Here is a 21038-nt window from a genome sequence, read left to right as displayed (position 1 = left end):
AAATTAAGCCGTTAAGGATTCAGCTACAGATATCAAGGAAGACAAGGAGGCTGTACAACTAGATGAAGATGAAACCATACGAACACCCGGAGCCTCTCTATCCTTATGCGGACTGGAGCCTAGGTGAGGATACTTACGATGATTTGAACAACCAGAGAAGTGAGAGTCTATTTGCTACCGGAAATGGTTATATTGGAATGCGCGGAAATTTCGAGGAAGGATTCCATGGCAGCGAAGGTACATCCGTTACCGGGAATTATCTGAATGGATTCTATGATTCGGAACCGATTGTATATCCTGAGGGGGCCTATGGATACCCTTCACGCAACCAGGCGATGCTCAATGTGACCAATGCCCAGATTATTCAGCTTCAGGTTGAGGGGGAGCAGTTCCATCTGAACAGAGGGAGAATTCTCAGCTATAAGCGCGAGCTGGATATGAGACGAGGCTACCTGCTGAGAGAGGTGGATTGGGAATCTCCGGCTGGCCATCAGGTGCGGATTCGGATCCGCAGATTGGTGCCGCTTTCACATAAGCATTTGGCAGCCGTGGATTATGAGGTTACGGCGCTTAATTTTGAAGGAACGGTGACCTTATCCTCGGCTATGGATGGCAGGATAGAGCAGCAGGAGGCGACCGATGATCCGCGCCTGGGTTCAGGCAGTGCGCAGCCGAGCCTCATTATGGAGAGCATGGAGCATAACGAGAATTTCTCGGTCATGAAGCAGCGTACCCGGCATACGGAGTTTGCATTAGCAACGGCGATGAGCCATTTAGTAAGTTCAAATTCAAATGTTGAAGTGACCGAGAAGAAGGAAGAGGAACGTCTTACGGTGGAATATGCATTTCCCCTACTTAAGGGGGACAGCGTTTCACTATCGAAGTTCATCTCTTACCATACCTCCAGGGACTATCCGGAAGCTGAACTCCTTGAGCGGACAAAGCAGGTGCTTGATATGGCCGCGGCGGCGGGCTTCGAGGCTCTTCTTCAGGAACAGGCCGCTTTCCTGGACGAATTCTGGAGACATGCCGATGTGGAGATTCAGGGTGATCCCGCCCTTCAGCAGGGGATCCGGTTCAATGCGTTTCAGCTGCTGCAGTCGGTAGGCCGCGACGGGTTGACCAATATTGGCGCAAAGGGCTTGACCGGGGAAGGATATGAAGGTCATTATTTCTGGGATACGGAGATGTACATGCTTCCTTTCTTCACTTATACCCAGCCGCAGATCAGCCGATCTCTGCTGGAATTCCGGTATGCCACTCTGGATAAGGCCAGGGAGCGGGCAGCCGTGATGTCCCAGAAGGGAGCTCTCTATCCTTGGAGAACGATTGATGGAGAGGAGAATTCCTCCTACTTCCCGGCTGGGACCGCGCAGGCGCATATTAACGCAGACATTGCTTATGGAATCAAGCAGTACGTGCTTGCAACAGGCGATATGGAATTCCTGGTCAGCAAAGGCGCTGAGATCCTGTTCGAGACCTCTCGCTTCTGGGTCGATCTGGGGCATTTCAATCCAGCCAAAGGCGGCGCCTTCTGTATTGATGCGGTGACGGGGCCGGATGAATATACAGCGATTGTCAATAACAATGCGTATACGAATTTCATGGTTCAAGACCAGCTTAACTATGCTTATCAGACCGCTGAACTTCTACAGAGTGAGTATCCGGAGCAGTATGAGCAGCTGTGCAGCCGCATTCATCTTACGGAAGAAGAGCGGAAGGTCTGGCTCGAGGCAGCGAATAAGATGTTCATTCCTTTTGATGAGGAGCTGGGCATTTACGCTCAGGATGACACTTTCCTAAGTAAGCAAAAATGGGATTTCGAGAACACACCTGCGGACAAATATCCGCTGCTGCTCCATTTCCATCCGCTTGTAATCTATCGCCACCAGGTGCTGAAGCAGGCTGATCTTGTGCTTGCGATGTTCCTGCTGGGAGACAAGTTCACCTTGGAGGAGAAGGTTCGCAATTATAACTATTACGAGCCGCTAACGACGCACGACTCTTCCTTGTCACCTTGTATCCACAGCATTGTCTCCGCCGAGATTGGAGAATTGGAGAGCGCTTATTCCTATTTTGACCGCACGGTTCGAATGGATCTGGATGATATCAACAAGAATGCGAAGGATGGCCTGCATACCGCGGCGATGGCCGGTTCATGGATGTCGATTGTGAACGGGTTTGGCGGGATGCGCCTGATTGATGGCGCTTTGGTATTTAATCCGGTGCTGCCTAAGCAGTGGGAGAGCTACCGCTTCAGGATTGTTAACCGGGGCGCGCTGCTGGAGATCCTCGTGGATGGCGGCGGCGTTCAGTATACCCTTCTTGAAGGGGAGTCACTTACGGTTAGGCACAAGGAAGAGAGCCTTACATTAGCATGGAATGAGCCGGTGAGAATCCCGCTTAATAAGTGAAATAGCTTTATGCAGCAGCCGTTTTCCGGTATTTGACCGGGGAACGGCTGTTTTTTTGCGCATAGAAAGAGGACGAGTGACATGGAGAGTGACGAAGCTTCCTTCTTCAGATTCACAGAATTAAGTTTGTCTTAAGTTTACAGCAAGTTCTAAGAAACATTCAGTTTATATGATCAGGTTATTATGGAATCCATTCATAAACTTATTCGATAAGAAGGAGGTAACTGTTTGAACGGCCTGATTCGTTTCTCCATGAGTAAAACGGCCGCGATGCTGATCATGATTGCGATCCTGTTCGGCGCCGGGCTCTATTCTGCCAAATCACTTAAGCTGGAGAATATGCCGGATGTCTCGTTTCCCGTGGTAGTTATCACAACGACTTACTCGGCTTCACCTGAGGATGTCATGACCCTCGTATCCAAGCCTATCGAGGATAAGGTAGCTAATATGGAGGGGATTGAGAGCATCAGCTCCACCTCCAGTGACAGCGGCTCCAACATAATTGTACAGTTCACCCAGGGAACTGATGTGGACAAGAAGAAGCAGGACCTGGACAGCCTGATCCAAAGCACCCCTCTTCCTGCTGAGGCTTCAAGACCCATGGCCTCTACCTTTGGATTCGCCTCTATTCCCGCTTATTATCTGGCAGTGTATGCGGAAAAGGGCATGACCCAGGCGGATTTGGACCAGCTGTATCAAGATGAATTGAAGCCTGGCTTCACTGCCATCAAGGGGGTTGACCATATCGATACCATTGGGGCACGGCAGACCTCGCTGGATATCGAGCTTAAGGCGGATGCGATGAATGCCTATGGGCTGTCTCCAGCCGAGCTGACGAGCGGCATACAGGCAGCCTTGTCCTCGGGATCTGTAGGTGCGATTAAGGTGGATGGCAATACCCAGATGGTCCGTGTCCGCGGGGAGCTTAATAGTCTGTACAGTCTGAAGAATCTAGAGCTCACGACAAGTCAGGGACAGACGCTGCTTCTTAAGGATCTGGCCGAGATTAAGGCCGTTACGGATTCGAAGTTCATCTCGCGTCTGGATGGTAAGCCCGCAATTGGGATTAACCTCTACAAGACCAGCGGGGCGAATGCCGTAGATTTCTCCGATGAGACCAATGGGCTGCTGGAACAATGGGAGCAGGCTCATCCGGACATTACGTTCAAGAAAATATTCGATAGCGCCGATGAAGTCCGCGAGTCCATCTCCGGTCTTCAGCGTGAGGGCTTGATGGGTATCGCCTTGGCCTCGCTCATTATTCTGCTATTCCTGCGGAATCTTCGAATGACGGCCATTGTGCTGGTGTCGATTCCTCTATCGATTCTCATCACCTTTATTCTGCTGAATTACCTGGGACTTACCTTAAATGTCATGTCTTTAGGGGGCATATTTATTGCGGTGGGGCGGATTGTGGATGACAGCATTGTAGTTATCGAGAATATCTATGCCAGCCTGGTAAAAGCGGAAGAGCGCAAAGAGTCCGTTATCCTGCTTGCGGTTCGGCAGGTGTCCATGGCAATAACCTCGTCCACCCTGGTTATGGTTGGCGTATTCCTCCCGATTGCCTTTGTCAGCGGCACAGTGGGTCAATTCTTCCGGCCCTTTGCCTTGACGGTGGCCTGTGCGCTTATGGCTTCCCTGCTGGTTGCCATAACTGTAATTCCACTGCTAGCCAAGCTGATGGTGCTGCGGCAGGTCGAGCTGAGTTCCCATCAGAAGAGCGAGAACGGGAAGACTGCCAGGCTGTATGGCAGGATTCTCTCCTGGTGCCTAACCCACCGCCTGAAAACTCTGCTGCTCTCCGCCGTGATGTTCTTCGCTACTCTCCTCATCACGATTCCGAATCTGGCCGTGAACTTCCTCTCGGATGGGGAGGAAGGACAGCAGATCAGCTTCAGTGCCAAGCTGCCTTATGAGACTTCCATAGAGAGTGCGGATGCCTACTCAAGTAAGATTGAGAGCTTGCTGAAGGAGGCGAAGGATGGGCAAGGAGGCGCGATCTTTAATTTTACCGAAGCGCTGGTAGGTTACGGGGGAAGCGAACAGCAGCTTCCTTACATGATTGAGATCAACACGGAAGTGAGTAAGGGGTCAGATCCCAAGGCGGTAAAAGAATTGTTCACCCGTCTTATTGGCACGGAGCTGCCTAAAGGCTCTGTGGTCACTCCCGGGTCTCTATCCGGCGGCGGGGGAGGAATCAGCTCTACAGATTTCTCTTATGTGATCTCTGGAGATAACCAGCAATCTCTGGAACAGGCAGCGGCCTTGGTAAAAGCCAGAATGAAGGAGTTTCCCGAATTGAAAGAAATCAAGGATTCACTGGGGGATGCAAAGTCGCAGGTGGAGATTACAGTCTCCCAGTCCAAGGCCAAAGCCTTGGGTCTAAGTACGGCTACGGTCCAAAATATGGTTCGAAGCTGGCTCGAGGAGATGGAGCTTGGAGAGATTCGCCTGGATAATGTGCTCTATCCTGTGAAGATTCTGCTCTCCGCGAGGGATAAGGACTCCCTTGAGCAGCTGGGCAAGATCCCTCTTCGCTCTGCCGAAGGGAAGATCGTATATCTGAATGAGATTGCCAAAATAGAAAAGCTACCTGCTCCCATTGCACTGCAGCGCGAGAAGCAGAAACAGGTGGTAAGCATCAAGGCTTCGATTGATTCAACGGACAAAGCCGCGGTCAGCTCCAAAGTAGCCGATGCCCTCAAGCAGCTGGAGCTGCCAGTTGGCGTATCGGTCAGTGTCGAAGGCGTAAGTGCCGAGATTGCCAAGAGCTTCTCACAGCTCTTTGCTGCCATGGCAGTAGCGATTGCCATCGTATATCTGATTATGGTGCTGTGCTTCGGGAATGCGAGTTCGCCCTTTGCGATTCTGTTCTCCCTTCCTCTGGCTGTGATTGGCGGACTGCTGGGACTCTGGCTGACCAGGGAGGCCATTAATATCACTTCACTGATCGGCTTCATGATGCTGATCGGCATTGTCGTGACGAATGCCATTGTTCTGCTTGACCGGGCTCAGCAACTGATCCAGGAGGGCAGCCCGGTGAGGGAAGCTTTGATTGAAGCGGGTAAAGTCCGGCTTCGGCCGATCATCATGACCGCGGGGGCTACCATTGTTGCCATGGTACCTCTGGCGCTAGGTCTGTCTCACGGTACGCTCATCTCCAAAGGTCTTGCGGTCGTTGTCATTGGAGGATTAACGACTTCTACAATTTTGACACTTGTTGTAGTTCCGGTCATCTATGAGCTGCTCGATTCAATCAGGAAGAAGCTAACCCGGAAATCTATGTCTGCAAGGAGACAGAAATCAAGCGAAGAGAAGAGTCTGGATATGTAAAGGGAAGGGGAAGGTGAGGTAACAGTGAAATTCTACCCTAAGAAGCGAACAGGCAAAAGGATTATAACAGCAGCTTGTCTGGTTCTAACCGCGGTTGCAGCAGCTGGCTGCACCCCCGCTGCAACCGTTCCACAGGTACAGGCCGCGCCCGGAATCGCCAAAGTTAAGACAGAGCCGATTGGTATGCACTCGATGGGAGCACCCAGGGAGCAGGTCGCGGATGTAATGGCCTCGGTACAGATTGGCATCATTGCCCAGGGGTCCGGGACGATTACCGAAATACTTAAGAGCAATGGCGCGAAGGTAACGAAAGGCGAGGTTATTGCCCGGATCTCCTCCGGGACAGCGGGCCTGTCTACCTCTGCGGCCGAGTCCTCGGTGTCCAGCGCGAAGAGAGCGCTGGAGACTGCCGAGGCAGAATTGGAAGCCAATCGCATACAGCTGGAAAGAACGATCAGCGGATATGAGAAGCAGTTGAAAGAGGCGACCCGGGCAAATAATGAAGAGCTGTACAGTACAACCAAAGATAACCTGGAAGCGTCAAAGGTTCAGTTGAGGTTCCTCGAATCCAAAAGCTCGGTGCCTGCTGCGAGATCTCAGCTGGAGACAGCCAAGGTGTCGCTCGAACAGGCCAGAGCGAATCTGGACGCTTACAATATTACGGCATCATCCAGCGGAGTACTCGCTGAGATGGACTTGTCCATTGGAGCCAGTGTGGCACAAGGAGGCAAGGTCGGTGTGATTTTGAATGGGAATCAGATCACGATTCAAGCTCAACTCAGCGAAGAGTTAGCCGAGCTGGTTCGCGGGAAGAAGAAGGTGCGGGTCTACTATGCTGATCAACCGCAGCATGGTCATGAAGTTCGGATCGTATATCTGTCTGTAGCTCCAAGCACCTCTACAAGATTATATACACTCCAGCTGACGGCCGATAATAAGGATGCTTTCTTCATCCTGGGTTCCAGGGTGCAGGTACAATTAACCACAGAAGAGGAAGAGAATGTTCTGTCTGTTCCGGCAGACAGCATCGTCCGTGATGCAGACCATACTTATATTTTCGTGCTGAAAGGAAATATGGCTCAGCGGGTAAAGGTAGGGCTCGGAAGACTAAATGGAATTTATCAGGAAATTCATGGCGCCGCAGCTGGGGATCAGCTGGTTGTATCAGGTCAGCATACGCTTAAGGATGGGGAGAAGGTCCAGGTCCAGTGACGGTGATACGAATCGTGTGAAACGGAATAAAGCGAAGAGGCCTTCCAGGCGTGCCGGAAGGTCTCTTTCTTTGTATCCAATTTGGTGATCTTACGCAGGCATAGTCAGGGAAATGAAGGCTACTTCGTTATTTTCAAAATACAGATGGAACTTTAACGAGTCGCCTACGCGGTAATCCCATCTGGAATTGATCTCCATATTGGGCTTCCCGAGCTTCGACTGCACCTGCTGCTTGGTCAGACCGACCTTAATTCCATCAGGGGTCTGGAAGCTCTTGTCCAGAAATATAACCTCGCTTCCCGAAGAGATTATGCCGGTCTCCTTATAATAGAGCACGTTTCTCACACGTTGGGTCAGGCCATCGTAATACTCCTTCGCGAAAGTGTAGCTATTCGATAGAAATAAAATCTGACTAAGCCATCCGTCGGTATCCTTCCCGTTAATATTAAACCGCTCCGCCTTATATTTGAGACTGTCATTTCCCTTCATTTCGCCCCTGTCTACCTCCTCCTGCGCGGCAGCCGAGAGCCGTTCCACCTTCGCGAGATCTGAGTCGGGTTCGAGGAGCCCGGACATCAAGCGCAGCACTTGGTCATCTGCGTAGTAACAGGCATTCCCGAGTTGATAAGTGTTGCTGTCCAGGCTGTAGGGGATGCTGTAAACCCCTTTGGAGGTATGGATTCGGATCTGCACCTGCTTCTCGTCAGGAGTGTCCTTGTCTGCTTTGGCGATGGACAGATCCTCCCAATATAATCCGTCCGTTATCACCGCGTAACGTGACTTCGGAACGGCCATTTCAGCGCTTGTACCTGGGGGCTTAACCGTAACGGACTCCACCATTTCTGCTGTAAAAGGAAGCTGTGCCCCCAGCTGTCCGCTCGGTCTGTCCGGCTTCACGGGGATATCGCCTGTCGATTCCTGAACCTTCGGCTTGACGATAGGAGGAGTCGCAACAACCTCACCTGAAGCCGAATTACCTTTCAGATACGAGTAGAATAGGACTGTTCCAATACAGACGATAACGATCGAGGCTGCGGTGGCCCAGATGAGTATGGATTTGGCAGAGATTGAGCGCTTATTCTGCCTGGTGGCCTCAAGGGCGATACGGTTCATATGGTCTCTGGTGAATGTCCGGTGCGGAAAAGGCCCCTGCTTCAATTGATCATACAGCTGGTCGGTTTCTTTACTCATAGAGAGCACTCTCCTTTCGGTACGCGGCCATACGGCTACGGGCTCTGGATAATCTGGATTTGACCGTACCTTCGGACAACTGCAGCATGGCGGCGATCTCCTTGGTGGTCATCTCGTATTTCGCATGGAGAATCAGGACTTCTCTCAGCTTGATCGGCAGCTTCAGCACGGTATCCCAGATCTCCGACGAGTAGGTATACTCCATCACTTTTTGCTCTGCCGAGGGAGAGGATTCCTTGGGGGTAATCCAATCGAGAAGGGTAACTTTTCTAACAAAAGCGGATCTCAAATAATTCAAAGATGTATTGCGGGTAATGGACAGGAGCCACGTCTTGATGGCCGAATGTCCGCGAAACGTATGAATTAATGAATAAGCCTTCAGAAAAACATCCTGCACAATATCGTCAGCCAAATCGTGCCTTCGAGTCAGGATAAAGGCCAGATTCCATACATCCTGACCGAAGGCATTCATGAGATCATGAAGATCCGAAGGACTCATCTGATCAATATGAATCATGTATTCCCACTGTGTTTGTTCCAATCTCTTCACCTCTTACTCATTAGACAAAAGAAACCAAAATTTAGTTCCCTTAATTGGTCGTGAAATAATTTTAGGCAGTAGAGAGATAGACGGACTTTTTGTTAAGGAGTTCGGTTTATGTTCTAAAAGCTCCGAGAACGAACGTTACTCCCATCGCTGCCTGTGTTCGGATATATAGAATGATTTTCAGTGGAAAATATCCGAACACAAAGGCGACCGCTTTCGCTTGTCCGCTATCGTTCGTCTCTCCGCAGACTTCCGGCGAAATTTCAACGAAACCATAAAATAAGGAACCCTCCTTTGGCTTCACTCTTGGCCAAGTCTTACGAAAGTGAGCCTTTAGGTGGGATGGCTTTCACCCGACCACAATCTCCTGAAGAAACATGCCGTAGACCCAAACAGCAAAGCTCCAGCCCAAGGTTTACCCTTTGGCTGGAGCTTTGCTTTCATTTTTTGGAAGAGTCGTCTCTAAGCTTTAAAACTCTTGTTTTTGGGACAGCCCTATCTATGCCAAAGTGCTATAGGGATCCTTGGGCAGCCCAAGGGATGCAGGTAAAGCATGCTAAGGATTACAGGTAAGCAAGTCAAGGACTACAAGCAAAGCATCCTAAAGATTAGGGAAGCAGCCATAGCCTCTAGGCTTCCAGCTCTTGCATGCGTTCAAGAATCCGCCGCTTCCGGTAGAGCATGGTAGCTGCTTCGGCCACATCCTGAAGGGTCCCGCGGTTGATAATGGCTCCAAAGAGCGCGCCAGCAACAGGAACAAGCTGGAACAGCTTCTTCCATCCGAAGTTGTCGCGGTAAGAGGCAATGACTTCGCGCCAGCCTTGAAGCTGGGAGAGCGACTCACGCTGACGGTTCTCGTTACCGAAGTCGGACAGATCCTCAAGCACGGCCTTCTTGCCGACAATATCGGCCGAAGCGAACTGCAGACATTTAATCACGAAGATGCGCTCCAGCTTCTCCTTGGGATCATAACCGTAAGTGATGGCAATTTCCTGAATTGTCTTCAGGGACAGCCCCAGGATGGCGGGGATATCAATGGCCAAGGTAAATAAGCCGCCGAATCCGGTCGTTGCCCCTTGGGCGGTGGCGAAGGCAGCCCGGCTCTGCACCAAGTCTTCACTGGTTTTGTCCATAACGGCAATCGGCAGGCGGCGAGCAGATTCTAGGGTTAGCGGATCTTCAAGCTCCACTTGGGAAGCCCCGGATGCGGCTGGCTGAGCAGCTTCATTCCGAAGCTTGCTGAGGACGGCTGACTCGGAGATCAGGTACTGTCCGCCGGTCTGCACGAAGCCGCCTATCTCATCCATAGCCTGTCCGAGCTTCTGCTGTATGAATTTGGGGGTAAGGCGATCCAGCAGCATAAAGGGCAGCCGGCCGATTTTCTCCCAGAACCAAAGGTCCTTCTGGTTTTTCTCCCAAGACTCTATCTCTTTAAGCATGACTCTCAATTCTTCTTGTGTTTCCGAATTTGGCCCCAAGGGCATGAGGTTTGACATGGGATTGACCACTCCTTTTAAGGATTATACGAGCATTAACGGGGCGGGTTGCAGCCAATTACCTATAATTTCTCTACTTGTAATGAGAACCAGTGTGTGCTGGAATGATATTGAATTCTAAAAATTTAGAGATTTGGAGAGTGATCCTTATGTCGTATTTATCCGTAAGCACCTGGAGCCTGCACCGGTTGCTCGGACCCCTGCGGTGGACGATCTGGGATGCTGTGAACGAGACTCAGCAAATGGATATTCAGGATCAGCCCCAAATTCTGACTCTGCTGGAGCTGCCAGCTGAAGCGGCCCGAAGAGGATACCAGGCTGTGGAGATATGTCATTTTCATTTCCCGGCTGTGGATCCAGTATACCTCAATCAATTGAAGGAAGCTTTCCGGGAATCAGGAGTTCAATTCGACACTCTGCTTCTTGACTATGGTGATATTACGGCTGTTGATCCGGTAAGAAGGGAGTCGGATATAGCCTATATCCGCAGCTGGATCAAGACGGCCTCCTTAAGCGGAGCCAAGCAGATCCGGGTCATCGCCGGAGAGGCCGATTCCTCGGATGAGGAGGCGATTCAGCGCTCCGCAGGAGTCTTGTCTGAACTTGCTGAGTACGCCAAAACTTATGGAGTCAAGATCATTACGGAGAATTTCAAAGCGCTCACGTCACGTGCATCCAGCTGTCTTCAGATTCTGGAGAGAACGGGCTTTGGGGTTAAAATGATTACTGATTTTGGCAACTTCAAAGGCTCTCTCAAATATGCTGAGATTGCAGAGATTGTACCTTATAGTGTGTCCATTCATGCCAAGGCTAGTTACGATCAAAATGGTTATCCGGATGAGGACGAGTTCAGAAGGTGCTTAACCGCAGTCAAAGACCAAGGCTACGATGGAGCCTATGTTCTTATTTATGATGGTCCCGGAGACATGTGGGAAGGACTTGACAGAATTAAGAGAATCGTATGTGAATCTATGTAATTGAGGAACCTGCAGAGTTCTGGCAGATTGATATGAAAGCCCCGGGAGTGTGACTCCCGGGGCTTTGCTGCACTGCTTATGAAGCTATGACACGAATGAATTCTACGGCCTGTAAAGGGATGATGGCAAGATCCGTCGGTGGACCGTATATGACAGGCGGTACCTTCAGCAGCAGCGTCGTAGCGCTAACCGAGATCAGGGTGCCTGACATCAAGTCGTTGGGAGTCAGAACTTCAACCTCTTTGCCAACGAAGCCTTGGGCTAGATTACGAAAATTCATAAAGCAAGCTCCTCTCCTAGGTGTCTATATAACGTTACTGCAGAACGGTGATCCGGGAGTAAGGAATAAGCACCAGATCTCCTGTAGACTCCCGGATCTCCAAGGCATCGGTTCCCGCGGTCAGAAGAATACCTTCCACGGTTGCGCTGGCGGTACTGACTGTAATGGTCTGCCCGATCTTTTCCTGAAGCACCTCCTGCAGAGCAGGGTTCGGGAATAAGCCGGAAGCCAGATTACTCTCCAGTTCATCCAGGCGGGCGTTTAGATGCCGTACGGATTTTGCAAGATGCTTCACTTCACGTCTAAGATGACCGATTCCGAAAAACCACATGTTGTTGTCCTCCTTAAGTCAGATCTATTTTCCATGCCACAGCAGGTATTTCTCGATGTCTTTGCGTAGCCGCAGCAGACTTTTGAGACTCTCCCGCTCAGTCAACCGGAACTGGCGTGCACGTGACCGGACGAGATTGGGGCCATTAGCAAGAAAGTCGTCAATAACCGGGTTGAAGCTTTCAAGAGGTTCTTTATAGTTGCAGTAGTATTGCTCCAGCCCAAATGCTGCAAGCAGGCTCTCGATCTTGCTCATCCCGCTGAAGGCCAGCGTTGGGATGCCTGCGCGAAGTGCGACCAGAGTCGGGTGGAGCTTGAAGCTGATTAAATAATCGACAGATTGGATTGCGCTGTACGTCAGGTCAAGATCGAGCAGCAGCGGCAAAATATCAATAGATGCACCCGGGCGCAGCTCCCTGAGCCGGGTTTTGAGCCGGACACACATCGGATAGTCGGAGTATCCGCCGCCATTCGGATGGTTCACTGCTGGAATAAGACGCAGATGATATCCGCGTTCCGAAAAGGACTTCATCAGTGTGACAAAGGAATCGAACGGGAAGGAATCATAAGCGAACACACAGATACCGATCGTAGGCCGCTGCGAAGGCTGCTTATACGGATAGCGCGGCTGCCTGTAAGCAAAAGCCATATCCGGTGCGACCTCCACATTCTTGTGTAAGCCGGCGCGTCTAGCGATATCCGCCGATCTAGGATCACGGAATACTGCCCGCTTCGCACGGCTGATGGCGTCCCGGTACAGCTCAACCTGAGCCGCTGGCCAACTTTCCTCGGGATAGGCATCGACAATGCCGACCCCATACAGCCAGGTGGGTTTATCTTTAAGTGCAGGCGGGAAGTAGTACGTGTTGAACGCATAGGGGGTAATCAGATCTCCGCCTCCAATGATGACAGCGTCCGTCTTGTCTGGATCAAGCTGCGAGTTCCAGGGATAGATCTGGTGTGGATAGAAGACCTGCTGAAATGTCCGCAGGAACAGATCATCACCAAAATTGCCCATCCCGTAGTAACCACAGACAGCAATGTTCATTTCGGATGTCCTCCTTTCATGTTATCCGCCTGGGCTTTGAACCAGGCGGGATACCGCGCCCCGCCGCGCTGGCTGACACTGTTAGCGCGGAGTACGCGGTGATACACCGGCCGGTGAATAACGGCCGGGTGCGGATGCTCGGCGAGCAGCGCCTCGCAGACGGCAATGTCCTCGAAGAGCCGTGCATCCGCACCGGCTCTGATCGGCCAGCCGCCGATCCCGCGCAGCATCGCCGCGCGGTACAGCCGCGGCACCAGCGGGGCGGCCGCATCAGCGTCCGCGCGGTGCCCGCGGTAAGGCAAGGCCCCGCGCCACAAGGGACCCAAGTGGCGCGTGCCCTGCCACAGGCCGCTTGCGCCGGTCGCGATGGCCGCTTCCGGCGCGTCATCCATGGCGGCGGTGAGCAGCGCCGCCGCCTCGGGCTGGAGCCAGTCGTCCCCGTCCAGCTCCAGCACATACCTGCCCCGCGCAAGCCCGAGGAGTTCGTTAAGCACGAACACCTTGCCGCGGTTAGGGGCGAAGCGGTGAATGTGAATCCGCGGGTCGCTTAGCAGGTACGGCAGATCTGCCGTACCATCCTCCGAGCCGTCATCTCCGATGAGCAGCTCGAAGTCCGGGAAGGTCTGGGCCAGAACCGACCTTACCGCCCATCCCAGAGTAGCCCGCATGTTGTAGACCGGCAGAAGGATGGAGACGGCCGGGCTGGTTCCGCTTGGCGCGGCAGGCGGACTGCCGTCCGCCCCTGAGCCTTGTTCGGCCTCGCGGTCGCCCTGCCGGGAACGGGCAGAGCCGTTGTCTTGCAGGGATGGGGCGGCTGTGCTGCCGCCTGCCCCTACGCCCGGTTTGTCTTCGCCGTCGCTCCCGTTCACAGGCTGAGGCGGGGCGGCTCTGCAGCCGCTCGCCCCTACGCCCGGTTCGTCTTCGCCGTCGCTCCCGTTCCCTGGCTTGAATGGGTTAGTTGTGCTGCCGCCCTTCCCGGAAGCCGCCGCTTGGCGATAGGTACGGCTGTTGGCAATGACGGGCACCACACCTTCAAGCTGGGCGCTGGAAGGGAACACCCGCCATCGTATCCCGGAGTGAAGTGGATAGGGCGGCGGATTCAGGGGCTTATACCCTGCGAGTCCATAGCGACGATGCATTCGAGTGTTAGGGATGATGGCAATCTGATGCGGATTCATTGGCATGATCTCGTAAGGCAGATAGAGTGTAGAAGGCAGTGGATCAAAAGCACGGCCAAGCTCCTGAATCAGATAATCCCGCCGCCATATCAGGGGAACACAGGGGGTATGAACCCCTGCAGGCGGCGTATGCGAGGTATTGACGGCGTCCTCACGCATCAAGAGCCGCCTGGATTTCTGCTGGTTCCCGGCAACTGCCCGAGCGTCTTCCAGGGCTATAACCCGGATATGATTAAGGTTCGGCATCCCGGTAAGCTGCTGCTCCAGCCAATCCATTAGAGGCCTGCTGACCGCAGCTGCAGCGGGATTCCAGAATACCCACTTAGACTGAGGGTGGGTATTCTTCTCCAGCAGACAGATTAACCGGTCTGCATACGGCCTTGGATCGAATAGCAAGGACTCTGGGATGGCGAGCGCTATTTTTTCAATCAGAGGGTACACCGTACTCATTACAGTAGAGATTTCTTGCGGAGAACCTCGGTAATGACCTCATTTCCTGCGATTCCCCGCTCCTGCCAGCGATTCTGCCGGGCATAGTTAATTCTTGAATTCCGGTTCGCTTCGGAATCCGGAGCCAGGAGCATAGACCCGAGCTTTGCAGCAAAGTCATCATGCGTTGTAGCGGTGGTTACATGAGGCTCCATATGAATGCATTCGGGCAGTGCTGTGGACAGCACACGAACCCCGGCAGCCAAATACTCATAGGCCTTGACTGGATTCGTAGCGAGTGTAATGGGATGGTAGAGAAATGGAATAATGGCAACATCGATATGAGGCAAATACTGCTTCAATTCACTGTGCGGCTTTTCGCCGAGCACATGGACATTGGGCAGCTCGGTGTAAGATGGGATATCTCCGTAAGGAGCTCCGATGGAGACAAAGTTAACTCCCGGGTAGGTGCGGGCGATTTTCTCGAACAAGGCATGATCAACCCAGTAAGCCCATGCGCCGATGTATGCGACAATCGGGCCTTCAGGAAGATCGGCAGGTCTTGCGCTCCGCGGAAGATCGAACAAGCTTTGATCCGCCGCATTGGGAATCAGCGTGACGGGTTTGTCAGGGTAAGCGAGTTCCAGCCGTGTCTTGATCGACTTCGCCGTCGCCACAAGATGATCAGATGCTTCAACCATCTTGGCTTCGTACTTCGCCCAGTGCGGGAATTCATCGCAGCAGTCGTAGATTACCGCGTCAGGCTTGAACAGAGTCAGCCTCGATCGCTGCTTGGCCCAGGTCGTCCAGATTACAACGGGTTGTTCTTTGCGAAGCCGCGGGAGTGTCCGCGACAGAAAGCTCTGATGATCGGTGAACAGATGAACGCCGGGCTCAACTTCTTGAAGATGGGGGGAGAGCGGCGCCAGATTCTCGAAATACACTTGATGTCCCAGAGCTCCGAATTGGGTCATCAGCTGCTGAGGCCGCTGTTTCATAAATCTCCAATTCATAGTTTTGGGATAAATAATGACAGCCAAAATGCTTTTCCCTCCTTTGTGAAAGCTTGCTCCATCCTATGCATTGCTAGCTTAATAGAATAACGCCAATGGCCCGCCCCATGGCAAAAATAGTTGGCTATAGCGAGCAGCTACAAGATGCTGTATATAGGAAGGGAGCTCTGGCAGGGCCTCTTGCGGATACGCATTACGGCGAACTCTCATATACTATCCTGAACTTGCTAGAGGAGGAGATTATGAATATGGAAGAGATTCGTGTGCTCGTTGTATTTGGTACGAGGCCTGAGGCAATTAAGATGGCTCCGCTTGTAAAAGTATTGGAGCGCACTCCCGGCCTCAGACCGGTTGTATGCGTGACGGCCCAGCACAGAGAAATGCTCGACCAAGTGCTTGAGGTGTTCGGGATTAAGCCGGAATATGATCTGGACCTGATGAAGCCCGGACAAAGCCTGACCGAGCTCAGCGTATCCGTGCTGACTGGCCTTGAGAAGGTGATCCGTTCGTCGGGCTGCCGGCTCGTTCTCGTTCATGGGGATACGACCACCGCTTTTATGGGCGCCCTTGCCGCGTATTATTCACAGATTCCAATTGGACACGTCGAGGCTGGTCTGAGAACTTATGATAAATACGCGCCTTACCCGGAGGAGATGAACCGCGAGTTCATCGGCCGGGTAGCCGATCTGCATTTTGCGCCAACCGTCCAGTCCGGACTCCAGCTGGCCGCCGAGAACCGGATTGCGAATGTGCATGTTACCGGAAATACGGTCATTGATTCCCTTCAGTGGACCATTCAGGAGAACTTTAATCACCCGCTCCTGGCGAAGCTGGATAAGTCTCGCAAATGGATCTTTATGACGATGCACCGGAGAGAGAATTGGGGAAGTCCGATGAGAGAAGTGTTCGAAGCTGTCGCGCGCACAGCCTTAGAGCGTGAGGACGTGGAGTTCATCTATCCGGTTCATCCGAATCCGGAGATTGTGAAGCTGGCGGGGGAGATCCTTGGCGGAAAGGCAAGAATTCATCTTACCGAACCGCTGGACGTAGTAGCCACGCACAACTTCATGGCGCGCTGTCATTTCGTCTTGACGGACTCGGGCGGGATTCAGGAGGAGGCGCCGTCCCTTGGCAAGCCGGTCCTTGTTCTGCGGGATAAGACCGAGCGGCCTGAGGGAGTAGAGGCGGGAACGCTCCGGTGTATAGGGACGCAGACCGAGCGCGTTTATCGAGAGATTGCTATTCTGCTAGATGATCAGGAAGCGTATAGAATCATGTCGGAAGCCAGCAATCCCTTTGGGGATGGATACGCCTCCGAGCATATTGCGCGGATCATTATGGATTTCTTTGATCTCTGAAGATCCCCTGGTTGTTAAGTAAATGGCGGTATGATTCAATAGATTCATATCGTATTGTCTTGTCATGTCAGGAAGGAGATCCCGCAGTGATACCATTGAATCCAAGTCCCATTGCCCGTGATGACATATATCTTCCGGCTGAATTCCCGCTTACGGCCTCCTGTACAGTTGGAGTCTCACCTTCATTTCAGCGGCTGCACTGGCACAGGGCGCTTGAGATTAACCTGATTGCCCAGGGAAGCGGCACTTATGTGATTAACGGCCGGGAATACCCTTTTGAGCGCGGTGATCTGTTCCTGATTGATTCGGATGATCTGCACCGGGCTTATGAGGGGCATGATCTCAAGATGATTGTAATTATGTTCAATCCGCAGTTGCTTGCGGCAGGACAGAGGTTTGATCCTGAACTGCTTTTACCATTCCGAAGCCATGACTCCAGCCCTTCCCATCACATTGTGAACGGTCATACTCAGAATCAGGTGATGATGACTTATATCGAGAATATTTATCAGGAATATATACAGAATAAGCGTTCCAGCCGTTCGGTCATTATCGGGCAGCTTATGCTTTTCCTGGCTGAGGTCAACCGCCATTTCGATACAGACCCGGCTTCAGCCGATTTCATGCCGCCCCGGCAGCTGGAGCTGATGCGGGAAGTGATCCGCAATATGGAACAGGATCTGTCCAGAGCATGGACGCTGCGGGAGCTTGCTGATCTTGTACATCTCAGTCCTTCCCGGTTCAGCACGTTATTTAGCCAGGCGGCGGGCAGCTCGCCTCTGAACTATCTGGTCCAGCTGCGGCTGTCTCATGCCGTGCAGCTGCTGGAAGAGGGAAGCGATCCTATTCTTGATATTGCGATCTCCTGTGGTTTTCGTAATTTATCGAACTTTAACAGACTGTTCCGCAGATATTTGGGTGTCTCGCCTTCCACTATGCGCAGACGCCTGCAAGGGGATCGAAGAGAATAGTAAGATAGTATCAGTAGAGAGGACTATTGCAGAAGAATGCGATAGTTCTTTTTTTGTATCCTGAAAGGGAGAAGGAGTGATGATTAAGATGAACTGCTACCTTGGAGTAGATGCGGGCGGAAGCAAGACACACAGCCTGCTTGTAAATAGTTACGGACAGGTCATTGGCCGAGGCGCTGCAGGTAACGGGAACCATCAGACCGGCTTAAGGCAGGCCAGGGAGAATATTGCTCTTGCTTGCCGATTAGCCCTGGATGAGGCGGGGATATCACCAGATGATGTGACCTATGCTTATTTCGGGCTTGCTGGAGCAGACCGGGAACCGGACTATGAGATTCTGCGGCCTATGATCGGGGGACTTGGATTCCCCAGACACCGGATCACCTGTGATACGATGATCGCTATGCGTGCTGGGACTTCGAGGTCTTATGGGGTAGTAATTATCAGTGGGAGCGGCTTCAACGCAGCTGCCCGGAACCTGCACGGGGAAGAACTACAGTATGGAGGGTTCGGGTACTTGTTCGGTGATGGACATGGGTCAGGAGGAAGCTTGTCGGACTTCGCATTCCGCTCTGCTATACGTGCCTGGGATGGGCGAGGTAAGCCGACTCTGCTGCATGACATGGTGCTTCGGGAGACTGGCTTTTCCAATGTCCCGCGTATGCTGGACGCCGCCTTGGATGATCAGTTTCGTCCCCCGCTCAGGCTCGCTGAGCTTGTATTCGAGGCTGCCCGGCTGGGAGATGAGCTGGCCGAGTCCTTCCTGTGGGAGCAGGGGACCGAGCACGGCAATGCTGCAGCTGCATTAATCCGCCGCCTTGGCATGCAGGATGATGTATTCGATGTGGTCCTTGGCGGCAGTGTACTTGCGAAGAGCGGACAGAACAGCATGGTAGAAGCAATTAAAGAAGAACTCTGCAAGACTGCCCCGAAGGCTGCCGTCACCCCGATTACGATGGAGCCTGTGGCCGGTGCTGTGCTTAGTGCTATGGATGAAGCGGGGTACCCAGCCAATGAGGAAGTCATTCGGATGCTGGAGCAATTTTCGTATTCTAAATCGGAAGGAGAGCGAGTGTAATGAATAACAAACCAGGACTGAAAATTGCGGTGATCGGCGGAGGATCGTCTTATACTCCGGAATTAGTGGAAGGCTTGATTCAAAGCTATCACGACATGCCCGTGGCTGAGCTTTGGCTGGTAGATATCGAAGCAGGCAAGATGAAGCTTGATATTGTCGGCAATCTGGCTAGACGAATGGTCCGCAAGGCGGGTATTCCCATGGAGGTACACTTAACGCTGAACCGCCGCGAGGCAATCAAGGATGCTGATTTCGTAAGTACACAGATTCGTGTTGGGTTGCTGGAAGCCCGGAAGCTTGATGAGCATATTCCGATTCGCCACGGAGTTGTCGGTCAGGAGACAACAGGACCTGGGGGGATGTTCAAAGCGCTTCGCACCATTCCGGTAATTCTGGACATCTGCCGGGATATCGAAGAGCTGGCGCCGAATGCCTGGATGCTTAATTTTACGAATCCGGCGGGTATGATCACGGAGGCGGTTACGAAGTATTCGAGGGTGAAGACAGTGGGTCTGTGCAACTCACCCATCAACTTCCAGAAGTTCCTTGCCGAAGTATATGAGGTGGATGAGAGCCGTGTACTGCCTGAGTTCGTGGGGATTAATCACCTGCACTGGGTTACCTCCGCACAGGTTGATGGGGAAGAGAAGCTGCCCGAGATTCTAGCTGGAGACCGCGAGTATTCGGCTAAGAATGTGCCTACCGTAGGCTGGGATAGCGACTTCCTGCGTTCCCTTGGTGCGGTTCCGACTTATTATCTGAAATATTACTATATGATGACCGAAATGTATGAAGAAATGAAGGAGGCACTTGTACAAGACGGAACCCGCGCAGATGTGGTAAGCCGGGTGGAGAAGGAATTGTTCGAACTCTACAAGGATGAGGCGCTCGAGGAAAAGCCGAGGCAGCTGGAACAGCGCGGCGGCGCCTATTATTCCGAGGCAGCTGTGAAGCTGATGCGCTCGCTGTATCAAGGCAGCAATGACATTCAGACCCTGAATGTGCCCAATGGCAGTGTGTATGATTTCCTGCCGGAGGATGCCAGCATCGAGATTAACTGTGTGGTTACCGGGCAGGGTCCGATACCTATGATGCCGACCCGTGTACCCGAGCATGTGAAAGGCCTGCTTCATGCGGTGAAGACCTATGAGAGCATTGCGATCAAAGCCGCGGTAAGCGGAGATCGGGATCTTGCCCTGCAGGCGATAACGCACCATCCATTGGTGCCTTCGGTCGCCGTGGGTAAGGCCATTCTTGATGAGATGCTGGAGGCGCATAAGCTGTATTTGCCGCTATTTTTTTAAGGAATAAACAGGTGGATACTGAAGGAACTTAAGAAGCACAACTACATTTAAAGTGTTAGAGATGATGAACCTTTGACCGAGAATTCCTCGGTTAGGGGTTTAGTCTGATAAATTACTGTATTCTTAGTAATCGAGAAAAAGCCAGTTTCCTGATCCGAGTTATGCGGAGCTAGCTTTAGCTCAGTAAGCTTGACTACATAGTCCGAGTGAACTCCATCTGTAACTCCGCCTGTTTTCTCTAGCGATGCAATATTCCCTGTAGCGGTGTAGGTATCGGCCTGTTTATTCTCCTTGCTGCAGCCAACTGTAAAGATTGTAACGAATAGGGCAAGCAACAATAGTATCATTGTGTGTCTTCTCATGGAATATTCAGCTCCTATGATTAAAATAAGGCTTATTCTATATATAGACGATACGTGAATTAGATAAGTTGTGATGTGAAGCCATTCTGCCACAAGCTTTATTCTTAATTGTCAAACCGAGTACAGCCGATTAACTTTTGCTTTTCCCCCAACCATGATATATTTTCCTAAGGGTTATCCACTTGGAACACCATTCCATACACAAGGAGAGAACGCGAAATGATCAAGCATGTCGTCCTGTTCAAGTTGAAAGATTCTTCACCTGAAAGTGTTGAGAGAACCGTATCCGTACTTCGCGGATTGGAAGGGAAAGTAGAGCAGCTGGTGGATATTCAGGTTGGCGCCGATGTCATCCACTCCGAGCGCTCTTATGATATTGCACTGATCACAACCTTTGCTTCGCTTGAGGATCTTCAGGGGTATCAGGTTCACCCTGAACACAAGAAAGTAATTGAGCATATGGTTCAGGTTCGTGAATCCCAGGTTGCCGTAGACTTCGAATTTTAAGGGGCTC

General features: G+C 52.1%; 18 protein-coding genes. 9 read left to right on the top strand and 9 right to left on the bottom strand.

Annotated features, from left to right (window positions below; all coding sequences use genetic code 11):
- Positions 1 to 62: 62 nt before the first annotated feature.
- The 3 genes from ACEN86_RS14695 (at position 63) to ACEN86_RS14685 (ending at position 6962) form a co-directional block, all read left to right on the top strand.
- Positions 63 to 2414, top strand: coding sequence for a glycoside hydrolase family 65 protein (locus ACEN86_RS14695; protein ID WP_495631350.1), 2352 nt, complete (start codon positions 63 to 65; stop codon positions 2412 to 2414).
- A 228-nt stretch (positions 2415 to 2642) separates the two neighbouring features.
- The gene (locus ACEN86_RS14690; protein ID WP_495631349.1) at positions 2643 to 5750 is read left to right on the top strand and encodes an efflux RND transporter permease subunit; all 3108 of its coding nucleotides are present in this window, start codon (positions 2643 to 2645) and stop codon (positions 5748 to 5750) included.
- Positions 5751 to 5774: 24 nt separating this feature from the next.
- On the top strand, positions 5775 to 6962 hold the full coding sequence (locus ACEN86_RS14685; RefSeq protein WP_495631348.1) for an efflux RND transporter periplasmic adaptor subunit: 1188 nt from the start codon (positions 5775 to 5777) through the stop codon (positions 6960 to 6962).
- Positions 6963 to 7052: 90 nt separating this feature from the next.
- Here ACEN86_RS14685 and ACEN86_RS14680 read toward each other — a convergent pair whose 3' ends face one another.
- The 3 genes from ACEN86_RS14680 to ACEN86_RS14670 all read right to left on the bottom strand — a co-directional run bounded on the left by ACEN86_RS14680 (position 7053) and on the right by ACEN86_RS14670 (position 10139).
- Positions 7053 to 8153, bottom strand: a complete 1101-nt coding sequence (locus tag ACEN86_RS14680; protein ID WP_495631347.1) for a hypothetical protein — start codon at positions 8151 to 8153, stop codon at positions 7053 to 7055.
- A complete protein-coding gene (locus ACEN86_RS14675) occupies positions 8146 to 8703 on the bottom strand; it encodes an RNA polymerase sigma factor (RefSeq protein ID WP_495631346.1) in 558 nt (185 codons plus the stop codon). The genes ACEN86_RS14680 and ACEN86_RS14675 overlap by 8 nt, the downstream gene beginning before the upstream one ends.
- A gap of 626 nt (positions 8704 to 9329) precedes the next feature.
- Positions 9330 to 10139, bottom strand: a complete 810-nt coding sequence (locus ACEN86_RS14670) for an EcsC family protein (protein WP_495631345.1) — start codon at positions 10137 to 10139, stop codon at positions 9330 to 9332.
- Between the two features lie 206 nt (positions 10140 to 10345).
- On the opposite strand from ACEN86_RS14670, the gene ACEN86_RS14665 reads away from it, so the two are divergent.
- On the top strand, positions 10346 to 11173 hold the full coding sequence (locus ACEN86_RS14665) for a sugar phosphate isomerase/epimerase family protein (protein ID WP_495631344.1): 828 nt from the start codon (positions 10346 to 10348) through the stop codon (positions 11171 to 11173).
- A 76-nt stretch (positions 11174 to 11249) separates the two neighbouring features.
- On the opposite strand, the gene ACEN86_RS14660 is transcribed toward ACEN86_RS14665, so the two are convergent.
- From ACEN86_RS14660 to ACEN86_RS14640, 5 genes are read right to left on the bottom strand one after another with little or no spacing between them, the layout of a single operon-like run.
- Positions 11250 to 11453, bottom strand: a complete 204-nt coding sequence (locus ACEN86_RS14660) for a hypothetical protein (RefSeq protein ID WP_495631343.1) — start codon at positions 11451 to 11453, stop codon at positions 11250 to 11252.
- 34 nt (positions 11454 to 11487) lie between these two features.
- Positions 11488 to 11784, bottom strand: coding sequence for a hypothetical protein (locus tag ACEN86_RS14655; protein ID WP_495631342.1), 297 nt, complete (start codon positions 11782 to 11784; stop codon positions 11488 to 11490).
- Between the two features lie 24 nt (positions 11785 to 11808).
- Positions 11809 to 12831 (bottom strand): polysaccharide pyruvyl transferase family protein, encoded by a 1023-nt coding sequence (locus ACEN86_RS14650; RefSeq protein ID WP_495631341.1) that lies wholly within the window; start codon positions 12829 to 12831, stop codon positions 11809 to 11811.
- Positions 12828 to 14459: a glycosyltransferase family 2 protein gene (locus tag ACEN86_RS14645; protein WP_495631340.1), complete on the bottom strand. Its 1632-nt coding sequence runs from the start codon at positions 14457 to 14459 to the stop codon at positions 12828 to 12830. Before ACEN86_RS14645 ends, ACEN86_RS14650 begins: the two co-directional genes overlap by 4 nt.
- Positions 14459 to 15478: a glycosyltransferase gene (locus ACEN86_RS14640; protein ID WP_495631339.1), complete on the bottom strand. Its 1020-nt coding sequence runs from the start codon at positions 15476 to 15478 to the stop codon at positions 14459 to 14461. Before ACEN86_RS14640 ends, ACEN86_RS14645 begins: the two co-directional genes overlap by 1 nt.
- Before the next feature lie 221 nt (positions 15479 to 15699).
- Between ACEN86_RS14640 and wecB the strand changes: the two genes are divergently transcribed.
- From wecB to ACEN86_RS14620, 4 genes are all read left to right on the top strand, one after another.
- Positions 15700 to 16809: a non-hydrolyzing UDP-N-acetylglucosamine 2-epimerase gene (wecB, locus tag ACEN86_RS14635; protein WP_495634311.1), complete on the top strand. Its 1110-nt coding sequence runs from the start codon at positions 15700 to 15702 to the stop codon at positions 16807 to 16809.
- Between the two features lie 86 nt (positions 16810 to 16895).
- Entirely contained in the window at positions 16896 to 17780 is an 885-nt protein-coding gene (locus ACEN86_RS14630) for a helix-turn-helix domain-containing protein (protein WP_495631338.1), read from the top strand.
- 79 nt (positions 17781 to 17859) lie between these two features.
- Entirely contained in the window at positions 17860 to 18858 is a 999-nt protein-coding gene (locus ACEN86_RS14625; protein WP_495631337.1) for an N-acetylglucosamine kinase, read from the top strand.
- Positions 18858 to 20162: a 6-phospho-beta-glucosidase gene (locus tag ACEN86_RS14620; RefSeq protein ID WP_495631336.1), complete on the top strand. Its 1305-nt coding sequence runs from the start codon at positions 18858 to 18860 to the stop codon at positions 20160 to 20162. Before ACEN86_RS14625 ends, ACEN86_RS14620 begins: the two co-directional genes overlap by 1 nt.
- A gap of 47 nt (positions 20163 to 20209) precedes the next feature.
- Here ACEN86_RS14620 and ACEN86_RS14615 read toward each other — a convergent pair whose 3' ends face one another.
- Entirely contained in the window at positions 20210 to 20524 is a 315-nt protein-coding gene (locus tag ACEN86_RS14615; RefSeq protein WP_495631335.1) for a hypothetical protein, read from the bottom strand.
- A gap of 219 nt (positions 20525 to 20743) precedes the next feature.
- Between ACEN86_RS14615 and ACEN86_RS14610 the strand changes: the two genes are divergently transcribed.
- On the top strand, positions 20744 to 21031 hold the full coding sequence (locus ACEN86_RS14610; RefSeq protein ID WP_495631334.1) for a Dabb family protein: 288 nt from the start codon (positions 20744 to 20746) through the stop codon (positions 21029 to 21031).
- The last annotated feature ends 7 nt before the right edge of the window (positions 21032 to 21038 follow it).

This window comes from Paenibacillus sp. Paensp111, assembly GCF_059492195.1.
This window is presented reverse-complemented; position numbering and strand designations above follow the sequence as displayed.

Coding starts and splice junctions, on each gene's coding strand:
- ACEN86_RS14695 (WP_495631350.1), top strand. CDS start 63: ATGAAGATGAAACCATACGAACACCCGGAGCCTCTCTATCCTTATGCG.
- ACEN86_RS14680 (WP_495631347.1), bottom strand. CDS start 8,153: ATGAGTAAAGAAACCGACCAGCTGTATGATCAATTGAAGCAGGGGCCT.
- ACEN86_RS14670 (WP_495631345.1), bottom strand. CDS start 10,139: ATGCTTAAAGAGATAGAGTCTTGGGAGAAAAACCAGAAGGACCTTTGG.
- ACEN86_RS14665 (WP_495631344.1), top strand. CDS start 10,346: ATGTCGTATTTATCCGTAAGCACCTGGAGCCTGCACCGGTTGCTCGGA.
- ACEN86_RS14660 (WP_495631343.1), bottom strand. CDS start 11,453: ATGAATTTTCGTAATCTAGCCCAAGGCTTCGTTGGCAAAGAGGTTGAA.
- ACEN86_RS14655 (WP_495631342.1), bottom strand. CDS start 11,784: ATGTGGTTTTTCGGAATCGGTCATCTTAGACGTGAAGTGAAGCATCTT.
- ACEN86_RS14650 (WP_495631341.1), bottom strand. CDS start 12,831: ATGAACATTGCTGTCTGTGGTTACTACGGGATGGGCAATTTTGGTGAT.
- ACEN86_RS14645 (WP_495631340.1), bottom strand. CDS start 14,459: ATGAGTACGGTGTACCCTCTGATTGAAAAAATAGCGCTCGCCATCCCA.
- wecB (WP_495634311.1), top strand. CDS start 15,700: ATGGAAGAGATTCGTGTGCTCGTTGTATTTGGTACGAGGCCTGAGGCA.
- ACEN86_RS14625 (WP_495631337.1), top strand. CDS start 17,860: ATGATTAAGATGAACTGCTACCTTGGAGTAGATGCGGGCGGAAGCAAG.
- ACEN86_RS14620 (WP_495631336.1), top strand. CDS start 18,858: ATGAATAACAAACCAGGACTGAAAATTGCGGTGATCGGCGGAGGATCG.
- ACEN86_RS14615 (WP_495631335.1), bottom strand. CDS start 20,524: ATGAGAAGACACACAATGATACTATTGTTGCTTGCCCTATTCGTTACA.
- ACEN86_RS14610 (WP_495631334.1), top strand. CDS start 20,744: ATGATCAAGCATGTCGTCCTGTTCAAGTTGAAAGATTCTTCACCTGAA.